23 protein-coding genes are annotated in these 22,482 nt (G+C 49.3%); 15 read left to right on the forward strand and 8 right to left on the reverse strand.

Annotation, left to right across the window (positions count from 1 at the left end; all coding sequences use genetic code 11):
* Nucleotides 1-94 precede the first annotated feature (94 nt).
* The gene (gene rpsB / locus O9X78_RS02460) at nucleotides 95-838 is read right to left on the reverse strand and encodes a 30S ribosomal protein S2 (RefSeq protein WP_269618022.1); all 744 of its coding nucleotides are present in this window, start codon (nucleotides 836-838) and stop codon (nucleotides 95-97) included.
* A gap of 286 nt (nucleotides 839-1,124) precedes the next feature.
* Between rpsB and map the strand changes: the two genes are divergently transcribed.
* The 4 genes from map to nth are packed head-to-tail and all read left to right on the forward strand — an operon-like array spanning nucleotide 1,125 to nucleotide 6,422.
* Nucleotides 1,125-1,919, forward strand: a complete 795-nt coding sequence (gene map / locus O9X78_RS02465; RefSeq protein WP_269618023.1) for a type I methionyl aminopeptidase — start codon at nucleotides 1,125-1,127, stop codon at nucleotides 1,917-1,919.
* Nucleotides 1,919-4,573, forward strand: coding sequence for a [protein-PII] uridylyltransferase (locus tag O9X78_RS02470; protein WP_269618024.1), 2,655 nt, complete (start codon nucleotides 1,919-1,921; stop codon nucleotides 4,571-4,573). The genes map and O9X78_RS02470 overlap by 1 nt, the downstream gene beginning before the upstream one ends.
* Complete coding sequence (dapC, locus tag O9X78_RS02475) at nucleotides 4,570-5,775, forward strand: succinyldiaminopimelate transaminase (protein ID WP_269618025.1); 1,206 nt, start codon at nucleotides 4,570-4,572, stop codon at nucleotides 5,773-5,775. Before O9X78_RS02470 ends, dapC begins: the two co-directional genes overlap by 4 nt.
* Nucleotides 5,769-6,422 carry an endonuclease III gene (gene nth, locus O9X78_RS02480; RefSeq protein WP_269618026.1) on the forward strand — a complete coding sequence of 218 codons (654 nt, stop codon included), beginning with the start codon at nucleotides 5,769-5,771 and terminating at the stop codon, nucleotides 6,420-6,422. The genes dapC and nth overlap by 7 nt, the downstream gene beginning before the upstream one ends.
* Nucleotides 6,423-6,633: 211 nt before the next feature.
* Here nth and O9X78_RS02485 read toward each other — a convergent pair whose 3' ends face one another.
* A complete protein-coding gene (locus O9X78_RS02485; RefSeq protein ID WP_269618027.1) occupies nucleotides 6,634-7,959 on the reverse strand; it encodes an MFS transporter in 1,326 nt (441 codons plus the stop codon).
* A 180-nt stretch (nucleotides 7,960-8,139) separates the two neighbouring features.
* On the opposite strand from O9X78_RS02485, the gene O9X78_RS02490 reads away from it, so the two are divergent.
* The 8 genes from O9X78_RS02490 (at nucleotide 8,140) to O9X78_RS02525 (ending at nucleotide 13,945) form a co-directional block, all read left to right on the forward strand.
* Entirely contained in the window at nucleotides 8,140-8,499 is a 360-nt protein-coding gene (locus O9X78_RS02490; RefSeq protein ID WP_269618028.1) for an ArsC family reductase, read from the forward strand.
* 21 nt (nucleotides 8,500-8,520) lie between these two features.
* Complete coding sequence (dapD, locus tag O9X78_RS02495) at nucleotides 8,521-9,558, forward strand: 2,3,4,5-tetrahydropyridine-2,6-dicarboxylate N-succinyltransferase (protein WP_269618029.1); 1,038 nt, start codon at nucleotides 8,521-8,523, stop codon at nucleotides 9,556-9,558.
* A 163-nt stretch (nucleotides 9,559-9,721) separates the two neighbouring features.
* Nucleotides 9,722-9,907, forward strand: a complete 186-nt coding sequence (locus tag O9X78_RS02500; protein WP_269618030.1) for a PLD nuclease N-terminal domain-containing protein — start codon at nucleotides 9,722-9,724, stop codon at nucleotides 9,905-9,907.
* Nucleotides 9,908-10,184: 277 nt separating this feature from the next.
* Nucleotides 10,185-11,258 (forward strand): AI-2E family transporter, encoded by a 1,074-nt coding sequence (locus tag O9X78_RS02505; protein WP_269618031.1) that lies wholly within the window; start codon nucleotides 10,185-10,187, stop codon nucleotides 11,256-11,258.
* On the forward strand, nucleotides 11,251-12,267 hold the full coding sequence (locus tag O9X78_RS02510) for an amidoligase family protein (RefSeq protein ID WP_269618032.1): 1,017 nt from the start codon (nucleotides 11,251-11,253) through the stop codon (nucleotides 12,265-12,267). The genes O9X78_RS02505 and O9X78_RS02510 overlap by 8 nt, the downstream gene beginning before the upstream one ends.
* A complete protein-coding gene (locus O9X78_RS02515; RefSeq protein ID WP_269618033.1) occupies nucleotides 12,264-12,929 on the forward strand; it encodes a gamma-glutamyl-gamma-aminobutyrate hydrolase family protein in 666 nt (221 codons plus the stop codon). Before O9X78_RS02510 ends, O9X78_RS02515 begins: the two co-directional genes overlap by 4 nt.
* On the forward strand, nucleotides 12,926-13,351 hold the full coding sequence (locus O9X78_RS02520; RefSeq protein WP_269618034.1) for a YqaA family protein: 426 nt from the start codon (nucleotides 12,926-12,928) through the stop codon (nucleotides 13,349-13,351). Before O9X78_RS02515 ends, O9X78_RS02520 begins: the two co-directional genes overlap by 4 nt.
* A 57-nt stretch (nucleotides 13,352-13,408) precedes the next feature.
* Nucleotides 13,409-13,945 (forward strand): YaeQ family protein, encoded by a 537-nt coding sequence (locus O9X78_RS02525; protein WP_269618035.1) that lies wholly within the window; start codon nucleotides 13,409-13,411, stop codon nucleotides 13,943-13,945.
* Between the two features lie 21 nt (nucleotides 13,946-13,966).
* Here the strand turns inward: O9X78_RS02525 and O9X78_RS02530 are convergent, their stop codons facing one another.
* The 6 genes from O9X78_RS02530 to O9X78_RS02550 form a co-directional block, all read right to left on the reverse strand.
* On the reverse strand, nucleotides 13,967-14,392 hold the full coding sequence (locus O9X78_RS02530; protein ID WP_269618036.1) for a hypothetical protein: 426 nt from the start codon (nucleotides 14,390-14,392) through the stop codon (nucleotides 13,967-13,969).
* 94 nt (nucleotides 14,393-14,486) lie between these two features.
* Complete coding sequence (locus O9X78_RS02535) at nucleotides 14,487-15,008, reverse strand: hypothetical protein (RefSeq protein ID WP_269618037.1); 522 nt, start codon at nucleotides 15,006-15,008, stop codon at nucleotides 14,487-14,489.
* 108 nt (nucleotides 15,009-15,116) lie between these two features.
* The gene (locus tag O9X78_RS20895; protein ID WP_350339232.1) at nucleotides 15,117-15,356 is read right to left on the reverse strand and encodes an SdpI family protein; all 240 of its coding nucleotides are present in this window, start codon (nucleotides 15,354-15,356) and stop codon (nucleotides 15,117-15,119) included.
* 106 nt (nucleotides 15,357-15,462) lie between these two features.
* Nucleotides 15,463-15,909 carry a GNAT family N-acetyltransferase gene (locus tag O9X78_RS02540; protein WP_269618038.1) on the reverse strand — a complete coding sequence of 149 codons (447 nt, stop codon included), beginning with the start codon at nucleotides 15,907-15,909 and terminating at the stop codon, nucleotides 15,463-15,465.
* A gap of 80 nt (nucleotides 15,910-15,989) precedes the next feature.
* Nucleotides 15,990-16,829, reverse strand: coding sequence for a helix-turn-helix domain-containing protein (locus O9X78_RS02545; RefSeq protein ID WP_269618039.1), 840 nt, complete (start codon nucleotides 16,827-16,829; stop codon nucleotides 15,990-15,992).
* A 44-nt stretch (nucleotides 16,830-16,873) separates the two neighbouring features.
* Nucleotides 16,874-17,539 (reverse strand): TetR/AcrR family transcriptional regulator, encoded by a 666-nt coding sequence (locus tag O9X78_RS02550; protein WP_269618040.1) that lies wholly within the window; start codon nucleotides 17,537-17,539, stop codon nucleotides 16,874-16,876.
* A 146-nt stretch (nucleotides 17,540-17,685) separates the two neighbouring features.
* Between O9X78_RS02550 and O9X78_RS02555 the strand changes: the two genes are divergently transcribed.
* The 3 genes from O9X78_RS02555 to O9X78_RS02565 all read left to right on the forward strand — a co-directional run bounded on the left by O9X78_RS02555 (nucleotide 17,686) and on the right by O9X78_RS02565 (nucleotide 22,458).
* Nucleotides 17,686-19,146 (forward strand): GDSL-type esterase/lipase family protein, encoded by a 1,461-nt coding sequence (locus O9X78_RS02555; protein WP_269618041.1) that lies wholly within the window; start codon nucleotides 17,686-17,688, stop codon nucleotides 19,144-19,146.
* Between the two features lie 23 nt (nucleotides 19,147-19,169).
* Complete coding sequence (locus tag O9X78_RS02560; RefSeq protein WP_269618042.1) at nucleotides 19,170-21,605, forward strand: glycoside hydrolase family 31 protein; 2,436 nt, start codon at nucleotides 19,170-19,172, stop codon at nucleotides 21,603-21,605.
* Between the two features lie 391 nt (nucleotides 21,606-21,996).
* Complete coding sequence (locus O9X78_RS02565; protein WP_269618043.1) at nucleotides 21,997-22,458, forward strand: DUF1499 domain-containing protein; 462 nt, start codon at nucleotides 21,997-21,999, stop codon at nucleotides 22,456-22,458.
* Nucleotides 22,459-22,482: the final 24 nt, after the last annotated feature.

The following is a 22,482-nucleotide window of genomic DNA, read 5'->3' on the forward strand; positions in this document are numbered from 1 at the left end:
AGTGTGAGATCAGATACTAAATTGATTATCTGCTCGGTCAATATCCAAAAAAAGGGGGCCGTGCCCCCTTTCGCAGACTGCTTAGCGGGCGAGATTACTCGGCAGCGCTTTCGCCTTCTGGTGCAACTTCAACAAACTCGTCTTTAGCAACAACGTCGTTAGCAGCCGCGTTAATAGCAACGTCGGCAACTGCAGTGACGTACAATTTAATCGCACGAATTGCATCGTCATTACCTGGAATAACAAAATCAACGCCATCTGGGTTGCTGTTGGTATCAACAATACCAAACACTGGAATACCCAGCTTATTGGCTTCTTGAATAGCAATCCGCTCATGATCAACGTCGATGACAAACAACGCATCTGGCAGACCAGACATATCTTTAATACCGCCAATGGAGCGCTCAAGCTTCTCCATATCACGGCGACGCATCAGCGCCTCTTTCTTGGTTAGCTTGTCAAAAGTACCATCTAGGCTTTGTGCTTCAAGCTCACGCAGGCGACGTACTGATTGACGAATAGTTTTGTAGTTAGTGAGCATGCCGCCCAACCAACGGTGGCTTACAAAAGGCATACCGGCACGGGCTGCTTGCTCACCAATAATCTTGCTTGCTGCACGCTTAGTACCAACAAATAGGATTTTATTCTTATTTGCTGCCATTTTGGCGATAGCATCCAGCGCATTGTTCATTGCTGGAACAGTGTGCTCGAGGTTAATAATGTGGATCTTGTTACGAGCACCAAAAATGAAAGGAGCCATTTTGGGGTTCCAGTAACGAGTCTGGTGACCAAAGTGAACGCCGGCTTGCAGCATTTCACGCATACTTACATGAGACATGATTTTTCCTTAATAAACATCGGGTTACAAACTTGCAGAGATCCCATAACCCAACCCCAACTCACGTTGAAGCACCCGGGATTACGTGCCGATTCCTGCGCGTCATTAATCCAATAACAGCTCGAGCCATTATTGGGGCGCGTATTTATACCACAGTGCCTCAATCACATAAAGTAGAAACAGCTTTTGACGCTAAAATTCAGCCATGTCTTCGCTACCTATAAAGCGATGGTTTACAATAGACGGCTTTGAAACGTGAGACGAAGCCGGATTCCGGTACTACCCTATGAATGTAAGCATCAAAACACCTGAACAGATTGCCGCGATGCGTATCGCAGGCCGACTCGCTGCCGACGTCCTAGAAATGATTACTCCGCATGTTAAAGCGGGGATCAGTACTGGTGAGTTAGACCAGATTTGCCATGACTACATCGTAAACGTGCAAAACGCCATCCCCGCGCCGCTGAATTACAACGGCTTTCCCAAGTCTATTTGCACCTCGGTGAACGAGGTGATTTGTCACGGCATTCCCTCTGACAAAAAAATACTCAAAGATGGCGACATCCTAAATATTGATGTCACCGTAATAAAAGATGGCTGGCACGGTGACACCAACCGCATGTATTACATCGGTAATGTGCCAGATCACGCCAAGCGTTTGTGTGAAGTTACCCAAGAGTGCCTGTACCAAGCAATCGCCCTAGTTAAACCTGGTTGCACACTTAGCGATATCGGTACGATCATCGCCAAACACGCCCGCAGCAAACACTACAGTGTTGTCGAAGAGTACTGCGGACACGGCATTGGCCTTGTCTTCCACGAAGATCCGCAGGTGCTTCACTATGGCGAAGGCTATAACCGCCGCAACGATCTCGTCTTAAAGGAAGGCATGACATTCACCATTGAACCGATGATCAATGCGGGAAAGAAACAAACCAAACTCAATACTAAAGATGGCTGGACTGTTACCACCAAAGATCGCCGACTTTCAGCACAATGGGAACACACTATGGCGGTCACCGCAGACGGTGTCGAAGTCCTGACTGCACGCCCCGACGAACCTTTCTATAGAGAGCTATAATGAGTCAATCTGCACTACCGGACATCCATGCGCTGGCGCAGCCCGGTCAGTCGATAAAGACCTACAAAAACTACCTTAAAACCCTAGCTGGCAACCTTAAAGAACGCTTTGAGGCCAAGGAAGACATTCGCACGCTGGTATCGATGCGATCCCAGCAAATCGACGAGTTATTGCAGGGTATTTGGCAAAGCTATCAATGGGGCGACGATATTGCCCTAATAGCCGTAGGCGGCTATGGCCGAGGTGAATTACAACCCTATTCAGACATCGACCTCTTGATTCTGACTAGCAACGACAGCCATGACTACCGCGACAACATTGAAAAACTAATCACCCTACTGTGGGATATCAACCTAGAAATTGGCCACAGCGTTCGCACCCTCGACGAGTGCTGTCAAACCGCCGAAGACGATATCACCGTTGCCACCAATTTAATGGAATCGCGCACCTTAGCGGGCAACAACGACTTACACACTGAACTGATGAAACGGGTAGGGCCCGAAAACATTTGGCCAAGCAGCGATTTTTTCCGTGCCAAATGGGACGAGCAAATACTCCGTCACCGCAAATTCGCAAACTCCGAGTACAACCTAGAGCCCAACGTTAAAAGCTCGCCCGGTGGCTTACGCGACATTCAAATGATTGGCTGGGTAGTCAAACGTCACTTTGGCGCCCAGTCCATAGACGAGCTAGTTGAACGCCAGTTTCTTAGCGAAGAAGAGTTAAAGACATTAAAAGAAGGTCAAGACTACTTATGGAAGGTGCGTTTTGCGCTGCACCTGCTTGCCGGACGCGAAGAAGACCGCCTGCTCTTCGACCATCAACGCACCCTAGCTGAACAATTTGGCTTTACCGACGGCGACGGCAAACTCGCGGTCGAACAGTTTATGCAGCAGTACTATCGCTGGGTGATGCACCTAGGTGAACTCAACGACGTGCTAATGCAGCATTTTGACGAAACAATTTTGCGTGCCTGCGAAGCAGAAACAGTATTCGAAATAAATGCTCGTTTCCGCGTGCGCAATGGCCATATCGAAGTCTGCAATGCCAAGGTATTTAACAAAACCCCGTCGGCGCTGATGGAAATTTTCGTTCTAATGGCCAGCAATAACGCCATTGATGGGGTGCGCGCCAGCACCATTCGCCTGATTCGTAAATCTCACCACCTCATCGACAATCGTTTTCGGGCCGACCCCAAAAATAAGCGCTACTTTTTAGAGTTACTGCGCTCGCCGCAGCGCGTGGCACTCAATCTGCGCCGCATGAACCGCTTTGGCGTACTTGACAAATTTATTCCTGCGTTCGCGGGCATTGTCGGCCAAATGCAGCACGACCTGTTTCATATTTACTCCGTCGATGCACATACGATGGAACTCATTAAAAACATCAGCCGTTTCCGCTACCCAAATATGGTGGAAACCTATCCTATGGCCTGCAGGATCATGCAACGTCTACCCAAGCCAGAGCTATTGTATTTAGCCGGCTTATTCCATGATATTGCCAAGGGTCGTGGCGGTGACCACTCCAGCCTTGGCGCAGTTGATGCGCGTGAATTTTGCGAGCATGTTGGTCTCAATAAACGCGACGGCAACTTAGTCACGTGGTTGGTGGAAAAACACCTTGAGATGTCCTCTGTTTCCCAGCGCAAAGACATCCAAGACCCCGAGGTTATTCGTGACTTTGCACTCACCATGGGCGACATCCAGCATCTCGACTACCTCTTCTGCCTTACAGTAGCCGACATCAACGCCACCAACCCGACGCTATGGACATCGTGGCGCGCCTCCTTGATGCGCCAACTTTATGCGGAAACCCGCCGCGCCCTGCGCCGCGGTTTAGAAAACCCTATCGACAAACAAGAGTGGATTGCCGAAACCCAATTCGGTGCCATCGAAAAACTCGAAGACTACGGCTTCACTGAGGCAGAAATCCGTGAACTGTGGGCAGATACCGGCGAAGATTATTTTATTCGCGAACAGATCGACGACATTGTTTGGCACACCCGCGCCATTGCTAGTCGGGTGAAGGCAAATGCGACTGTCGTATTAATAAAGGAAGGCGGTCTGCTCGATCACGCGGGGGTCAGTCAGATATTCGTACACACCCATGCACGGGTCGGACTTTTCGCCCTGCTCGCTGAGGCGATGGAGCAACTTGACCTAAGTATTCAAGACGCCCGTATTTACAATAGCGGCACTGGCTACACACTAGATACGTTTTACGTTCTGGGCGCAGACGGCGAATCCATTGGCGACAACCCAAGCCGCATTGCGCAGATCATTGAATATTTGCGTGAACACCTTGAGCACCCAGAGCGTTTCTCTGCCGTTAGCCGTCGCACGCCGCGGCAAATGCGCTTATTTTCCACACCCACCAGAACTAGCATGACAACCGATCTGAACAAAGGGCAAACGGTTCTCGAAGTAGTTACCCCAGATCGTCCCGGTCTACTGGCGCGTCTGGGGCGTATTTTCAATACCTATCATATACAACTCCAGAACGCGAAAATCGCCACCCTTGGCGAAAGGGTAGAAGACGTCTTCTTCATTACTGACGAAAACCAGCGCCCTATCGACGATCCAAGACTGTGTGAAGAAATTCAGCAGGCGATCTGCCGCGAACTCGATGAAAAGGCAAATAGCAAAATCATATGAATCAACATTTGAATGCACTGCAAGCGTATCCATTTGAAAAGTTACGAGTCTTGTTCGACGGCGTAAGCACGCCGCCAATAGCACATATCCCACTGTCCATTGGTGAGCCAAAACATAAATCGCCGGAGTTTGTCAGCGCTGCAATTAGCCAAAACTTAGATAAATTAAGCAACTACCCCACCACCAAGGGCATTCCTGAGCTACGGCAGGCGATCTCGAACTGGGCTTGTCAACGCTTTGGCCTAAGATCACTAAATCCAGAAACTCAAATACTACCTGTAAACGGCACCCGCGAAGCCCTATTTGCCTTCGCGCAAACCGTCGTGAACGCCGGCCCAGACGCCTTGGTATGCAGCCCCAACCCCTTCTACCAAATATATGAAGGTGCAGCACTACTGGCAGGCGCCCAACCCGAATTTTTAGCGTGTAGATCTGAGCGTGGATTTATTCCAGATTTCGACGCCGTCAGTGCGGATGTGTGGCAACGCTGCCAGCTGCTTTTTATTTGCACACCGGGGAATCCGAGTGGCGCGGTCATGAGCAGTGAGCAGTTACAAAAGCTCATTGCCCTCGCCGATAAATACGATTTTGTAATCGCCAGCGACGAATGCTACTCCGAACTTTATTTTGATGAGAGCAACCCACCAACAGGCTTACTACAAGCCTGTGCTGATATCGGCCGCGACGATTACCAGCGCTGCGTGGTTTTTCATAGCTTATCAAAACGATCAAACCTGCCGGGCCTGCGTTCAGGCTTTGTCGCAGGCGACGCGAAGATCCTTGAAAGTTTCTTGCTATACCGCACCTATCACGGCTGCGCGATGCCCGTGCAACATCAGTTGGCCAGTGTCGCCGCATGGCAAGACGAAGAACATGTCAAAGCCAACCGCGAACTGTATCGACAAAAATTTGATGAGGTATTAGGTATTTTAGACGGTTGCCTAGATGTCCAACGGCCTGCGGCGTCTTTTTATCTCTGGGCCAAAACACCAATCGACGACACCGAATTCGCCCGTGGCTTGTTTGAGCAACAACACGTCACCGTATTGCCTGGCAGCTATTTGTCACGTGAAGTCGAGGGCTTCAATCCCGGCGCAAACTACGTTCGTATGGCCCTTGTAGCAGAACCACGCCAATGCGCAGACGCGGCGCATCGAATAAAAGCGTATGTAGAAAGTCTCAAAGCGAGCGGCCAATGCTAAAGAAAGATCGTGTCGCATTTATCAGCCAAAGACTACAAGAACTGTACCCAGAACAACCCATTCCGCTGGATCACAAAGATCCGTACACACTTTTAGTCGCCGTGCTGCTATCAGCCCAGTGCACCGATGTAAGGGTAAACCAAGTCACGCCCGCGCTGTTTGAACTGGCGGACAATCCCGCTGACATGGCAAAACAGGATGTTGACGATATTCGTCAAATTATTCATCCCTGTGGCCTTTCGCCGCAAAAATCGAAAGCCATAAAACGGCTGTCAGAAATGTTAGTAGAAGACTATAACGGCGTCGTACCCCAAGACATGGAGGCATTAGAAACCCTACCAGGCGTCGGCCACAAAACCGCCAGCGTGGTCATGTCGCAAGCCTTTGGCGTACCCGCCTTCCCCGTCGACACCCACATTCATCGGCTTGCCCAACGCTGGGGACTAACCGAGGGTAAAAATGTCGTTCAAACTGAAAGGGATTTAAAGCGCTTATTCCCAAAGGAACAATGGAACGCGCTGCACTTACAAATTATTTATTACGGCCGTGAATACTGCAGCGCACGCGGCTGCAACGGCACGGTTTGCGAAATATGCCGCACCTGCTACCCACTTCGTAAAAACCCAAAAATCGTGCGCAAACCCTAGCCCACTTTATTAAGGGCATTCTCACGAAGAGTTCTCAACATCGGCTTTAATTAACTCAAGTTCAATAAAATGAATGTCGAATCAACCTTATTTCTATCAGTTTTAAAAATAGAAATTCGCAGACTTTAATATTTTTTAATTTAAATATAAAAGATCGGAAATCGAGGACTTTCTGAGCGCAGCAATATGTCGAAACCAACAACAATTCAAACTAGCTAGCTATGCTTGAATCCTCAGAAGCCGCAACATTTGGCGGCGCCTCATTGGGTAACTCTTCTTCTGGCAACATTTCCAAGACCGTGGGCGTGGTACGCACCATGGCAACAAAATGCGCGCTATTATCTTCAAACTGAAGTTTGTTAGCCATCAAATGACGCGCAGTAAACAAACATAAAGCGAGCTGCATAATCACGAAGTATCCAGTCAATGCATGATGACCAAACACTGCCATCCCCCGCCCTGCAAGCGCGGGCCCAAGCGCCGCACCAATACCGTGTATAAATAACAAACTACTAGCGCCCGACAAGATATGATCGTGATCCAACTTATCCATCAGGATGGCAACAGACACTGGGTAAACACAAAATGCAAAACCACCGTATAAGGCGGCCATTAGAAATACCCAGTTTCCAAAATACGAAAACACCGACAGTAAACACGCTGATACCGCAGCTAATGCGGTCACTACAATAATCACTCTGCGACGGTCGTGGGTATCCGAATAACGTCCTAGGGGATATTGAAATAGCGCACCGCCCAGTATGGCGCAGCTCATAAATGTGGCGACGCCGCGGCTATCAAGACCTACATCACCGGCATAGATCGCCGACAACCCCCAAAATCCACCCATCGCCAAGCCCGACAGCAATGCACCAGCAACCGCAACTGGCGATAATTTTGCAATAGTCCCTATTTTCAGACGGGGTATGACCGTTATTTCCGGCTGCTTCATGCGGGTGAGCGCTATCGGCACCAAACTGATCGTGATTAACATGGCAGCTATGGAGAACAACATAAATCCACTGGGCGCGCCGATGCGAATAAGCTGCTGGGCGATGGCAAGCGAACCAAGGTTTACAACCATGTAGACCGCAAAAACCCGACCGCGCTGAGTACCCGTAGACTGCGTGTTCAGCCAACTCTCTAGCACCGTGTACAAAATAACCAAGGCAGCGCCGGTCAGAACACGCAGCAGTAACCAGCTGAGCGGGCTTACAAACAAAACATGCAGCAATACTGAGCATGAGGCCAATGCGGCACAACAGGTAAAAGTGCGAATATGGCCCACACGTTGAATAAGCGGAAGCGCGAGAAACGTACCGACAAAGAAGCCTAAAAAATACCCAGACATTACCAAACCCATGGTGTCGTCCGGGAAACCCTCAAGACCGCCACGGATTGCCAGCAAGGTATTCAGTAATCCGCTGCCAAGTAGCAGAAGTGAAACACTAAGTAGTAACGTAGTAATAGGAACAATAAGAAGTAACATAGCTAAAAATAAGCAATGTACATACCAAAGCAAAATCGTGATTAGCATCAAGCAGTGGCTTTGCTAAAGAGCTATTCCCCACGTCCCACACCACCAATGGTCTAAATAACGCCAATAACTGCGCGTCTGCAGCAAATGCTCAACCATAAGTGCCGTGAACCAAGCCGCAGAATTTGCTATCCTTAACGGCTAAATTTCTGTCCGCTCTCAGTAATATAGAGAAAACATATGAGTACAACACTCTACGGCATCAAAAATTGCGATACCGTGCGCGCAGCCAGACGCTGGCTGGAATCCCATGACGTTGATTTCGACTTTCAGGATGTGCGTGACAGCCCGCTCAACGCAGATCAGCTGGGAGCGTGGCTGCAACAGTTAGGTGTCGATGCGCTGGTCAACAAACGCAGCACCACATGGAAGCAGCTGTCAGAGGAACAACGCAAAACCTTGAACGCAGACAATGCTGTCAACTTACTTATTGAACACCCAACATTGATGAAGCGCCCCCTACTAGACACCGGTAGCGCCTTACACCTCGGCTTCAAAGCTGCCGACTATCAATCGCTGTTCACTCATCACACCCTTTAAACCTTTATAAGAGACACAACAATGACACAAGCATCTTTCGCATTCGGTTTAGGCCTAGGTACTCAAAATAGCAAAGGCGAGTGGCTAGACACGTATTACCCAAGCCCATTACTAAACCCAGATGCCACGCTAATTGCCGCCCTACAAACTGTCATTGCGCCACTGCAAGGCAATACCTCAGTCGCAGTTACTGCCGAGCAAATGGCGGAAATTGCAGACGCTATTGCGGCAACAGACAACGCAGCACAAGCCACTATTGCGGCACAACTTGCTAGCAGCAGCCAAGCCCTAGTCCTTACACTACTCACCACTGACGACGCACCGGGATCAGTACCCGAGGGATATTTAAAACTTCACCTACTCTCGCACCGTCTTGTTAAGCCACACGGTATTAATTTAACGGGCTTATTTGGCGTATTGCCGAACGTCGCATGGACAAGCCAAGGCGCTGTCGACATTAGTGAACTGCAAGATCGCCAGCTACAAGCCCGCCTAAAAGGCGAGATGCTAGAAGTCATGTCAGTGGACAAGTTCCCTAAAATGACAAATTACGTTGTGCCTACGGGGGTTCGAATTGCCCACACGGCAAGGGTCCGTCTAGGTGCATATTTGGGCGAAGGCACCACAATCATGCACGAAGGCTTCGTCAACTTTAACGCGGGCACCGAAGGCCCGGGTATGATTGAAGGGCGTATTTCTGCGGGCGTCATGGTCGGCTCCGGCTCTGATCTAGGTGGTGGATGCTCTACCATGGGTACGCTGTCAGGTGGCAACAATATTATTATTTCCGTCGGTAAAGAATGTCTTATCGGCGCCAACGCCGGTGTCGGTATTCCACTGGGTGATCGCTGCACCATCGAAGCCGGTCTATATATCACCGCAGGCTCAGTGTTAACAATGATCGATGCCGACGGCGCAGTAGCCGGCACCACTAAGGCCCGTGAACTGTCTGGTCAATCCGATCTTCTCTTCCGTCGCAACTCTAAAAACGGCGCAATTGAAGTATTAACGAATAAGTCTGCTATCGCGCTTAACGAGATGTTACACGCCCATAACTAGCCGCTTTTGGCGCCATTTCGTCCCGCAACTGTGGGACGAATCTGATTTTCTGGTGAACTCCTCGCCGCTGAACTACTCTATTAACTAGAATCGCTTAACTCAAACTTACTTGCCATCACGTTTTTGAGTTCGCGCAAAAACAAAAAATATTCAGGAGAGTGATATGGAATTTCACGTTACAGGGGTATTAGGATTTCTTATTTTTATCGCCGATATTTGGGCGATTCTTAATATTGTGCAAAGTCGCGAAACATCGACAACCAAATTACTTTGGATTGTATTAATACTCTTCCTTCCCTTCCTAGGCCTGCTAATTTGGTGGTTTGCCGGTCCGCGCGAACGAACTTAGCGTCACCGGCATCACTGGCAAAAAATCGCTGTCACACAATAGATTTAAAACACCATATTCCAATGCTGCAAGTATTGCTCATCATCAAGGTTTAAAATTCTTACGCTAGGATTTCGGAATCAATTTAGGCTCCAACGAAAAAGTCGACATAGAGACAACGACCCTGGCGATAAAACCAAAACACCGGCATTGACGTAGCAAATACAAACATCCGTTTATGTCGCGGCTTAACCAGGGAAGACGAACGCTCACTCATTAACGACACACAAAGAAAAATATGGATGCAAATAGTAAAGACAAATCAGATTGGGCGATTAAACTCATCGCGATCCTCGCTGTACTTTATACATTACAAGTGGCAAGAGATGTCATCCTACCCATTACACTCGCACTTATTTTTACACTTCTGCTCGCCCCTGCCGTAAGTCGACTACAATCCATCGGCCTACCACGCAGCTTAGCCGCCATCATCATTATGACGATTGGTCTCGGTATGATTGGCGGTGTTCTCTACGCATTGGCATCCCCAGCCAATGAGTGGTTTCAACGCGTACCCGAGGCAGTTTCCGTATTACGCGATCAGCTAGGTAACGTGAATAGCGACAACACGAATGTCGACGCCGCCAGTCGCAGTATCGACTCACTAGCAAAAGAGTTCAGCACAAGCTCAAAAGACCCTCAATTAACGCAAGTGGTTATTGCAGACGCTGGCTGGCGCTCAGAGTTAGGCGAAATCGCGAAGAATTTCGGCGTTTATGGCACGCTAAGTATTATTTTTTTGTTCTTCCTGCTAACGTCAGGAGACGCATTAATGAGGCGTTTCATTCACAGCCTCCCAACCCAGAAAGACAAAGCTGTGGTGACACGCATTGCGCAACTCGCGCAAACGCAAATGTCACGCTACTTAATGACCATCACCGCTGTCAATGTTGCGGTTGGCGGATTAACAGCATGTGGACTGTGGCTCGCTGGTTTCCCAGATCCCGCCCTGTGGGGAGCGGTTGCCACCTTATTGCGCTATATCCCCTATCTCGGCGTCAGCATGACAATCATACTATTTACTATTGTGAGCGCTGTCAGTTATAACAACCCTATGGCCATTATTGCTGCACCGCTTTCTTACGGCCTGTTCACCGCGTTCACCGGCCAATTTATCGACCCCTTTGTCCACGGCCTGCGATTTAGTCTAAATCCCATTGTCGTGTTTTTATGGATATTTTTCTGGGGTTGGTTGTGGGGGGCACCCGGCGTTTTACTCGCTGTTCCCCTACTCACGCTTTTCCAGGTAATCTGCCAACATACCGAACGCTTATTGCCCGTCGCTCATATTATTGGAGATGCCAATGAATAACTCGCTGGATACCTATCGCAAATCATTGTGGCCGCTGCCACAGCATACCAAAACGTCCGACGGCAAGATGAGACGGCTCGGTGTAGAAATTGAATTTACCGGCATGGAAATTAGCGACATTGTCGACACGATTATCTCGCTCTACGGCGGCAAGGCCGAGACGGTATCGGATTACGAAATCAATGTTGTCGATACCTCCTTAGGAAAATTTGGTGTTGAATTAGATTTTTCATACATCAAACGTATCAGCCGCGAACGTCACGAGTCTGCAGACAATAACGACTTAGAAGAACTCGCCGAAGCCATTGTTGGCGCCATAGCTAAACAGCTCGTGCCATTTGAAGTCGTCGCCCCCCCCATTGCCATGGACGAGTTATGGCAACTCGAAACACTATTCCAAAAACTGCGAGATTCAGATGCGCAGGGCACTCATGCCTCAGCAAAAAACGCCTTTGGTCTACAACTAAATCCAGAAATGCCAGACTGCAGTGCCGAGACCATTCGCGATTATCTGCGCGCATTCTTGTGTCTATACGACTGGTTAAAAATGCGCTGCGACGTAGATTTCAGTCGCCGCCTCACCTCTTATGTAGACCCCTTTGGTAAAGACTATGTAAGGCTGTTGCTAAAGGCCGACTACGCGCCCGACATCAACCAGCTAATCGATGATTATCTGGAATATAATCCCACCCGCAATCGCGCGCTGGATATGTTGCCGCTTTTCTCGCACATCGATGACGAAAGACTGCGTCGCTCAGTGAAGGACGACAGGGTAAAAGCGCGCCCAACACTGCACTATCGACTTCCAAATAGCCTGATCGACGACCCGCAATGGGGGCTAATCCACCCCTACCGCGACTGGTTGCAGGTAGATAATTTAGCCATGGATAAACACCGCTTAGATATGGTGTGTCGCGGCTACCGAAAATACCTCGACAATGCGACAGCCAATCTTTTCACCAATTGGGCAAACAGCGTAAGCAGATGGTTAATTCCGGAGCTACTGTGAACAAACCACTTATTGGCGTGACTGGAGACGACACCAAGCTCCCCCTTGCTTGGTGGTTTATTCGCTGGGCATTATGGCGCTGCGGTGCCGTCGCCTATCGACTAACACCGACCCGCTGCGCAATCCCTGACGGACTCGATGGCATCATCATTAGTGGCGGTGACGACATCGATCAACGTCTTTATATGCCTGATGCACCAGACACCGCCCCCATCAATCGCGAGCGGGATCGGTTTGAAATGATGGCACTGGAACACAGCCTCGCCAAAGATCTACCGATTCTTGGTATATGCCGAGGCGCGCAATTATTTAATATTGTTCTTGGTGGCACCCTCTATACCGATCTGCGGGAGCATCGTCATATAACATCTAACAAACGTATGCTTATTCCCCGTAAAACATTAAACGTAGATACCAAAAGTTCACTATTTAAAATCCTCGGCAGTGAACACTGCCATATTAATAGCCTTCATCACCAAGCCATTCATAAATTAGGAGAGGGCTTGCAGATTTCCGGCCGCGACGCCGACAATATCATTCAAGCGGTCGAGGCGCCGGATCATCGCTGCAGACTCGGCGTGCAATGGCACCCAGAATATCTTCCTTTCCAAGGTCGCCAACTGCATATTTTTAAACACCTAGTGGCGAGTGCAGTACAATGATCAGCCAGTATCTGCTGATGTTTGCCGTCGCCTTCGGCGCCGCGACCTTACTGCCCTTCTATTCTGAAATTTTACTCGTCGCACAACTTCGCGACGGCTTAAGCCCCGCTTGGCTATGGCTAGCCGCCACCGCAGGCAACACCCTCGGCGCGGGCATCAACTGGTGGATGGGCATGAAGCTAAGCCAATACTCAGATCGCCGCTGGTTTCCCGCTAGAAAAGTCGATCTAATCCGCGCTCAGAAATGGTTTACGCGCTACGGCAAGTGGACGCTGCTAATGTCATGGATGCCCATCGGCGGCGACGCACTCACCGTTGTTGGCGGTATTATGCGCATCCCCGCCACACCATTTTTTATCCTTGTCGCCATCGGTAAAGGTGCTCGCTATGCCGCCGTCATCGCCGGTATCAATGCGCTGTAAACTCCAGCCCAATATACGCGTACAATAGCCACTCCCAAAAGATAAGTGAAATTAAACATGGCATTGAACGCAACGCTCTTCAAAACCACCCTCGACATTAGCGATCTACGCCGCCACTACTACCAGCGCCATCAATTTACCGTCGCCCGTCACCCATCCGAAACAGATGAGCGGATGATGTTACGTATTCTCGCCTTTGCACTTTACGCCGACGAACACCTTGAATTTACCAAAGGCTTAAGTACCGACGACGAACCGGATCTATGGCAAAAATCACTAACCGGCGAAATCGATCTGTGGATTGAAATGGGACTACCTAGTGAAAAACGCGTTCGCAAAGCCCGAGGCATAGCAAAGCAGGTAGTTGTTTTAATCTACGGTGGCCGTACTGCTCAGATGTGGTGGGAAGAAAACCGAAATAAAATTATCCAACACGGCAATGTTAAAGTTTTTGAAATTAATAGCGACGATTCTACGGCGCTAAAAGATATCGCTCAACGTACTATGCGGCTGCAATGCACTATTGATGAAGATTCTGTATGGATATCAGATACCGAAAACAATCTTGAAATCAAACTTATTGAGCATTGCTAAGGTTGGGTAGAATTCGAACTATCATATGAGCGCCCAAACTTCCTTAAGCCCGAACAAATGAACAAGTCCTAAAATTAAACATATAGCAGAACTCCACAACCAAAATTTAGGCTTTCTACCTAACGGATTACTGTAGAAGAAAAAACCAGTAACACCTCGCAATATATAAATTGCTGTAATTGCCAATAATATCCAACGAAGAAAAGGCAACTGACAAATTATGCCAGCACCAGAAAGTGTGTAAACCGTCCATATTGAAAATACCAATACAATAAAAGACGTGATGATAGTAGGCTGAATGCTGCCTCTTTCTGCAAGAGTTGCCATTCCCTCACCAGCACCCATAAATCGGTACCATGTTGCGCCATAATAGATACAGCCAATATGTAAAAAAGCAACTAGTGCGTTGAGAGCTGCGGCAATGCTTAGCAACACATTTGTGCTCATACTATCTCCTAGCAAACTAAGGAAAAAATCGCAGAGCGTAACCAACCGTTTAAACGCATGGTTAGCAATAAGCGCACCGCTGCTTATTGAATTTTTAGGGTTCTGGAGTACAGGCCAAGATAGCAGGTCCCAAAGCTGGCTTCATATTATCCAAAATTGTTTGCTGACTTATTTTTTGCAGTTGACTTAGAAATGCCAAAACTGCGGTATTCCGCTTTAATTCCGTCTGCTCATCTATATCTAATGCCGATAAGCCTCTGCCGTGTATTACTATCACGTTCACCCTTTGCCCAAACTCAGTTTGATAAAACCTCACGTTTTCGGCAATCAACTCGCTTGGCACCTGCTTTAATAAAGCTTCAAAAATAGGATCTTTTAAGACGGCGTGAACATCTCGCATTATACATTGGCGCTCAGATTCACCCCACTCTTCTACACCTCTTATAGCGGGCATCAAAGCATGCCTCTCTGTACTGCGAATAATTTCACCAATATCCATCTTCTCATACAGCTCCACCAGCATATGCTTTTTTACTTGTGAAGATGCTCTATCTTCATATGCGTTTGCCACACCACTCAATAAAATAATGGCAAACAGCCATGTAGTTTTTTTCATTTATGAATTTCCAGTGTTCTTAATATCACTCTCAAACTGTTTGCCACATTTAGGACGGCACCGCAGTTGCCATGGGAGTCTGTAGGCGTTTTTCCCTCTTATGAGAGCTTACAGTTTCTTGGAAAAATGCCATGTCTGGTACACCGGTATGAAGTAGATGAGAGCAAACCAAGCAGTAGCCTTACCGATAATTTGATTTAGATTCGCGCTAAGAAGAATGCAGATTGAGAGCAGCGCCAATACAATGCTCCATGCGATAAAGCATCGCGCGCCCCAAAAGTTAATGCGATACCAATTCTCGTTCGATCTATAAGCTTCGGACACCCGCATACCGTACCAGTGGTTCATCCGAATGTTCCCCAGCAGCAGCGGTATACAGAGAGATCCGACGAGTAGCGCGACTATTAGGTTGATTAACGCAAGCAACGAACTATCCACGTATTCCTCCTAGGCTTCAGATGCGCTTTTCAGCAGTAAATTTCAGACGCAATACTTGCTGCGCAGTCGGCTCGTGGAATTTCACTTCTAGATTCTCAAAGCCGTATCTTGAATAAAATTTACGTCCAATTGAGTTTTCCTTGAATACCTCCACCTCAAGGTCACCATGTAGTTCTTGAGCCTTATCCATTAGCGCTTTACCGACACCTTGACCGTGACAATCTGGCTGAAGAAATATTGCGCCAACCTCATCACCCATGAGTGCTATAAAGCCTTGTACTTCGCCGTCTATTTCTGCGACCCACGTATCGGTGTTTGGTATATAAATGTCCGCGACATTCTTGCGCTCTTGTGCAATGAATTCATCGGTCATAAATTTGTGGGCCAACCGCGTTGCAACTTCCCATGAGTCGAGAACGGCATCTAAATCAGAAGCCACATACTGGCGAATGTTTATTTTCATCGTTTTTCCTGCTTTCGTTAACTGATGGCGGCTATTCTAATGAGCCTCTATCAATATTGATTGAAGAAAAACGGCAGTTTTTAGTTGAATTCAAAATTCCCGTAGATATCTATCGTTAGATCTCGGTTTTGTGCATACTCGGCAGGTGTTCTACCAATGGAATTCTTAAGGTAACGAATTAAATGGGGCTGATCACTAAAATCATATTTGCTAGCAACATCTACCCAATTAATATCTCCCTCACTAAGCTGATACAAATAGTTAAGCATCTCCTCCAAACGAATCATGGATTGGACTTGTTTCATGGTTAGGCCGGTCACCCTCATAAAACTACGCTCAATAGTACGCTGTGAGCGATGCAACTTTTCTCCAATTTCAGTTATTGCGATGTCGCTAAGTAATAGTAAGATTTGACGAACTAAATCACTATGTTTATCTTCGAGACTCCTCAATAACCAAGGAGATAGAATCTCATCAAGTATATTGCATACTTGTATTTTCTGATCTACAGCGTCAGTCAATAGTTGGTCTGAATTAAATACCTCTTCCAAACCAATTAGTTGATTAATATCAACAGGCTCAACCTTATCTAGACTGGAGCTAAGATAAGGCAGGCCTAAGGAATAAAGCGCCCCTATTTTAAATTTAATTCCAATAATCTGAAATGGATCAGAATGATCCATCGTAAATGTTTTTAGGTGCGGAAAGATCCAGTGATTCCCGTTAACTTTTTGGGATATAGGGTCATGAGTATACTGGTGCACACCATTAAAGTTAGCAATAATTAAATGGGAAGATGGATCTGGATTAAGCTTAGGATAGATATTGCTGTGGTCATGCGACTCCTTTTCCAAAAACCAATAGCACTCAACATACTTGGATACACTCTCGATTTTCGGTGAAATTTTCCAGCTTTTCATTCCTAAGCCCCACTTCTCCACCAATTACTTTCTTTTCAACATGCTCAGGCCAGTATCCCCAGCTCCCGCCCCATACCGCTAAAGATAAGCTCTGTTCCCGCCACCAACTCATCTACGGGTTGTCTGAAGCCAGTCGCAATCCAGCCTTGGCACAAATGCGTTATTGCCCCAACGGCACCCTTCGCCATGACAGCGAGCAGGGCGTCACCCGGTCCGCTATCAGGCAAAAATGGCTTGGTGAAACCTACCAGTAACTCCACAAACTCGTTGTAGCTTTTCCCGTACATCTCCCCCAGCTGACTCCGAACAGACATGGCTTCAATCATGATGAGACGAGCCTTGTCCGGATTGTCTTTCACAAACCCGAACGATTGCTGTAATCCGGCCCGCACCAGTTTGCGTGAATCTTTGAGATGCGGTCTTGTCGCCCGCATTATCGTACTCAGATATTCCTGCGTCACTGTCCGATAGGCCTCAACAAGCAACTGATCGCTGTTGGTGAAGGACTCATAAAAGTAACGCTTGGTCAGCCCTGCTTCATGGCAAACAGCATCGATACTGGTTGCGGCATAGCCTTCGCGACCAATGAGCTTGATACCGGCGGCTAGTAGTTTTTTTCGGCGTTCTGCCTGACGAGTACTCGCGGCCTTGCCAGCGTACTTACCGCTACGCTGTAGTGTCGGTGCTGATTTTGTTGACATAGAACTCATGGCTACTTGCTCAAAGCTACATATTTGACACGATGAAGTATCACATATATATTTGACACTGACCAGTGTCAGTTAATGACTGCTCGATTATAAAAAAAACAGACACCTATATAGACCCAATACATATTCCTGCAGGAGCACTGTCCGTGACATATCTATTAGCAAGCCACACTGTGGCTTGTCGTTTATATGCTCCCTTACATGGACTTAGCAGAGCCTGCTTGGCACTTTGCACCTGTCTGGCCATAGCATCCTGCGGCGGTGACAATAAGCAAAGCAACACAAGCATTAACAACGCACTCCCCAACGACACATCATTTGATTCTCTAGCGCGTTGCTCGACGGTAGATTCAATACCTGCGGGCCAGCACATGGTCACCAGCTGGCGCACTGCACCCACCGACGCTCTTATTACCCACCCTATTACCGCACTAACAGTTCGTCAGTTCTTTGCCCCACACTGGGATGGCGAAGTCATGCGGCTGCAACTCTCGAATCGCTACTCCAACCTACCTGTCACGCTGGAGAATATTCACATCGCCAAGGAAGTCACACCAGGCGCCCCCGAGCTGATACCTGACAGCGAATGTCTGCTGACGGTGGGTGGCGAAAACCGTATTACCATTCCGGCAGGAGGATCAGTTGTCACCGACGCCATTGCTTATCCGATTCGCGCCTTTGAGCGTGTCGGCATCAGCTTTTACGCACCTGCAATCACACTGCAGATCACACGCCACTTGGGTGCAGACGAAATCCTTTATATGAGCCTCCCCGGTGATCACAGCGCCGACCCGAGTGGCACTCTGTTTCAAGCAGTCCCCGACGGCTACGCCAGTAATTTTCTGGCCATCGAGGCCCTTGAAGTAGCCGCGGCGCAAAAGGTTACCACCCTAGTTGCGGTGGGCGACTCCATTACCGATGGCTCCGGCTCCACGACCGAGTTTCTGAGTGGCGAACCTGCCCGCATGACCTCGACCGACCAACGCTACCCCAACCACTTACAGCGCCGTATTCACGAAGCTGGCTTGCCAATAACGGTGGCCAATGCCGGCATAGGTGGCAATGAATTATTGAGCGACGGCTGGTTGCCGCAATTTGGTGTAGCCATGCTTGACCGACTGGACTATGACGTCCTCGCCATTACCGGCGCGACCCATGTGCTTGCTATGATCGGCACCAATGACTTCGGCAACCCAAAACCCGGCGCGGCGCCCAGCCCGGAAGACATGATTGCCGGTTACATCGAACTGATTGAAGACATCCATGCGGCTGGCATGAAGATCACCCTCGGCACCATCCCACCAGCCGAAGGCGCGGTGATAGATGGCCTGCCCCTGATTGGCGACCTGCCTTTCGACATTGATGTGATGCACGGCACCGCTGAGGCCCGCGACAGTCGCGATACCGTCAATTTATGGATACGCACACAAGAACTCAGCGATGGCATCGTCGATTTCGACGCCTGCCTCGAAGACCCTGAGAATCCCGGCTATCTCGCCGCTGAATACAACAGCGGCGATAACCTACACCCCAGCCCTGAAGGCTACGCCGCCATGGCGGAGTGCGTGAACCTCGACTTATTCCGCACCCCCGACAACGCATATTAAATACTGCAACGAGCCCATAACTGATGAAAACCATAGCTACGCACATCATCAAATACGCCGCATTCCTGCTGATCATGCTGACCACTTCCTGTGGCGGCAGCTCTGCCTCGAGTGCCAAGCAAGACACCGCCAATAGCGGCAGCATTCAGGAAGGCAATGCACGCTTCACGGTTATTTCACCTACCCTAGTCCGCATGGAATATGCCGAGAACGGTCAGTTTGAAGACCGCCCCACACAAACTCTCGGCACACGCCCACCAGCCTCTGCTGACTATACAACTCGTGTAGAAGACGGCGTGCGCATCGTCAAAACTAGCGCCCTGACCCTTCGCTACAACCTCGGTACTGGCTCCTTCAAACAGAACAATTTAGCAATTGAAGTGCTACGCGGCAGTGAAGTCATCGAAGTCCACCCCGACTGGTCATTCGCGCCTCAGCCCGGCAACCTCGGAGGCTGGCGTCGAGGCCTCGACAACGAAAAAGACCCGCAGGAATTGCACGAAGGCGTACTGAGCCGTGAAGGCTGGTACCTACTCAACGACAGCAACACCGTATTACTCACAGATACACCTGCCGGCTTTGAAGTTCGCCCTAATGATGGCGGCACTTATCAGGATGGCTACCTGTTCGGCTACGGTCTAGATTACGTGCAGGGTCTTAGCGACTTGCGCACCCTTACCGGCGCCGCTCCACTCCTGCCTAAGAAAGCGCTGGGCGTTTGGTTTTCAAAATGGTGGGCCTACACCGATGCCGAATGGCGTACCGAAGTTGAATCCTTTTCCGCACACGGTGTACCTCTGGATACCATTTCAATCGATACCGACTGGAAACGGGTACACCAGCCACTGGGCTGTCTAGTTTGGAACGTTGTAATCCAGGCGCCGCTTGACGATGCCTGCTCTTGGAATGGCTGGGATTGGAACCGCAACATCTTCCCCGACCCAGATGGTTTTATCAGCTGGCTGCATGAACGCGGCATTGATGTCGGCTTAAATGTTCATCCATCTATTGCTGGCTCTGACCCCGCCTACCCGGACACAATCGCGCAAACCGGCAAGCTGATGACCGATGATGCCGAGTTACCCTGCAGTATCATTCAGGCCGATCCCTCAACACCCTGCTATATATTCGACTGGACCCAAGCCGAGCAACTCGACGCCTACTTTGATCTGCACGAGCCGATTGAAACCACCGGCATCGATTTCTGGTGGCTGGACTGGTGCTGCGAAGGTTCGCGTGCCCAGGCCCCCGGTCTTTCTGCCGACACTTGGATTAACGCCGGCTATGCCAAACAACATGAAGACATGGGTTCCCGCTGGCCGGCCTTTTCCCGCATAGGCGGCTCATTCCAGAATGGTTTCGACGGCGTCGATAACAATGGCCTAGGCGCGTTTGCAGAGCATCGTTACAGCATCCACTTCACCGGTGACACGTGCTCCACGTGGGAGCTTATGGCCGCCCAGGCTGCAATGACGGCTGCCGAAGGCAATATCGGCCTGCCCTATGTCTCACATGACATTGGTAGCTTCCTGGGTGAACCCCTTCCTGGCAGCGACTGCACCAACAGGCTCAACACCGGACAGCATCTACCCGACGACATGTACGTGCGCTGGATACAGCTTGGTACCTTCCAGCCCATCCTTCGCCTGCACTCTCACCATGGCGACCGCCTACCCTGGGAATATCCCGGTAAGGCCGAAACCGTAGCCAGCGACTTCCTGCGTCTGCGCGGCCAACTCGTGCCAATGCTCTACACTCTCAGTCGCAAAGCACATGACACAGGCCTGCCAATGACCCGCCCCCTATACCTGCAATGGCCTGAAAGCGAAGAAGCCTATCAGTACAACAGCCAGTTCACTCTCGGCAACGACATGCTCATCGCCACGGTGGCAGCGCCCGGCGACCCAGCAATGATCGATGTGTGGATACCACCCGGCGAATGGGTCGATTTCTTCACCGGGGAAGAATTTACCGGCCCGCGAAAAATCAGCCGCAGCGTACCGCTTGAAGAATACGGCGTATTCATGCGCAAGGGCGCTATTCAGCCCATGCAGCCGCAGCTGCCCACTAGCGCCCATGGCCCGCAAGACAATCTAATTATCAATGTCTGGCCAGGTGCCGACGGCAACTTCGAGCTCTATGAAGATGAAGGGCGCGGCTTTGCCTATAAACAAGGTGCTTATCGCTGGACACCGATCACCTTATCGTCGTCAGCAAACGGTGCCTGTCACACACTCACTATCGGAGCGGCTCAGGGACAAAACTTTAACGGAGCGTTGAATTCACGCAGCTGGGAACTGCGCTTTAAGGGTATTGAAGAACCACAGACAGTCACAGTAAACGGCAGCACGCCCACTTGGAGCTACCGCGCCGCCAGCCAAACTGTGACCATTGATGCTAACAACCTAAGCACAGGCAACCCTGTAACCGTGAATCTGGATACCGGAAGCTGTAACTAGCCCGTGCTTGGAACAAGATCCCTTGTCGCCTGCCTGTTGGCCGCGCTGCCCTTGAGGGTTGTTGCGGCTCGGGTTCAGAATGCCATTGATCAACTTTTGACCCCGCCACCCCCTAGTGTAAAGAAGACAACGACATAGCAATATCCTAACTGTTCAACACAAATAGGGGATTCAGCATCTACAAAGTTAATCTTTTATATAAATATATTGTGTAGATATTTTGCTAGATCGAACTGCTTAGAATATAAATTAGTTGAGCCTTATACGTGCCTTTCGACATTAACAATATAGTGCTACACACCAGATACGTACCAAAAAATGTTAGCTCTAAAACTCCAATAGTGACTTTTCGGCGTAGAAGCTGAATTACAGCCCTAATACAGAGGTCCGCATGTCTAAAATAATTCGTCATTTCGTTTACACCGCCACGGTATTGATTCTTGGCGGTCAGCTGGCTGCATGCAGCACGCCGCAGCTTGGTGTCAATAATGGCAAGTTCCAAGCCTGCTCCTCAGCGCCTCATTGCGTATCAAGCACTGAGAAAAACACTGGCAAATATATCGCGCCAATCAAAGTTAATTCAGCACAAGACTGGCAGCGCTTGCAGCAGTTACTTTTGGCAATGCCACGCACCAAGCTAGTTGCTCAAGATACCAACTATGTTCATGCCGTAACTAGTACAGCGATAATGCGTTACAAAGATGATGTGGAATTACTGTATTCACCCTCGGCGAAAACCGCAGATGTACGCAGCTCATCACGTATCGGATACTATGACTTTGAAGTTAACCGCGACCGCGTAGAAAAATTACGCAGCCAATTGAATGGCGACAATGCGGGACAAGGTCAGTAAATACTGGGGCATAGCTAGTACGTG

Origin of the sequence: Zhongshania aquatica, from assembly GCF_027257955.1 — a bacterium.
In the GTDB taxonomy this organism is placed as follows: domain Bacteria; phylum Pseudomonadota; class Gammaproteobacteria; order Pseudomonadales; family Spongiibacteraceae; genus Spongiibacter; species Spongiibacter aquatica.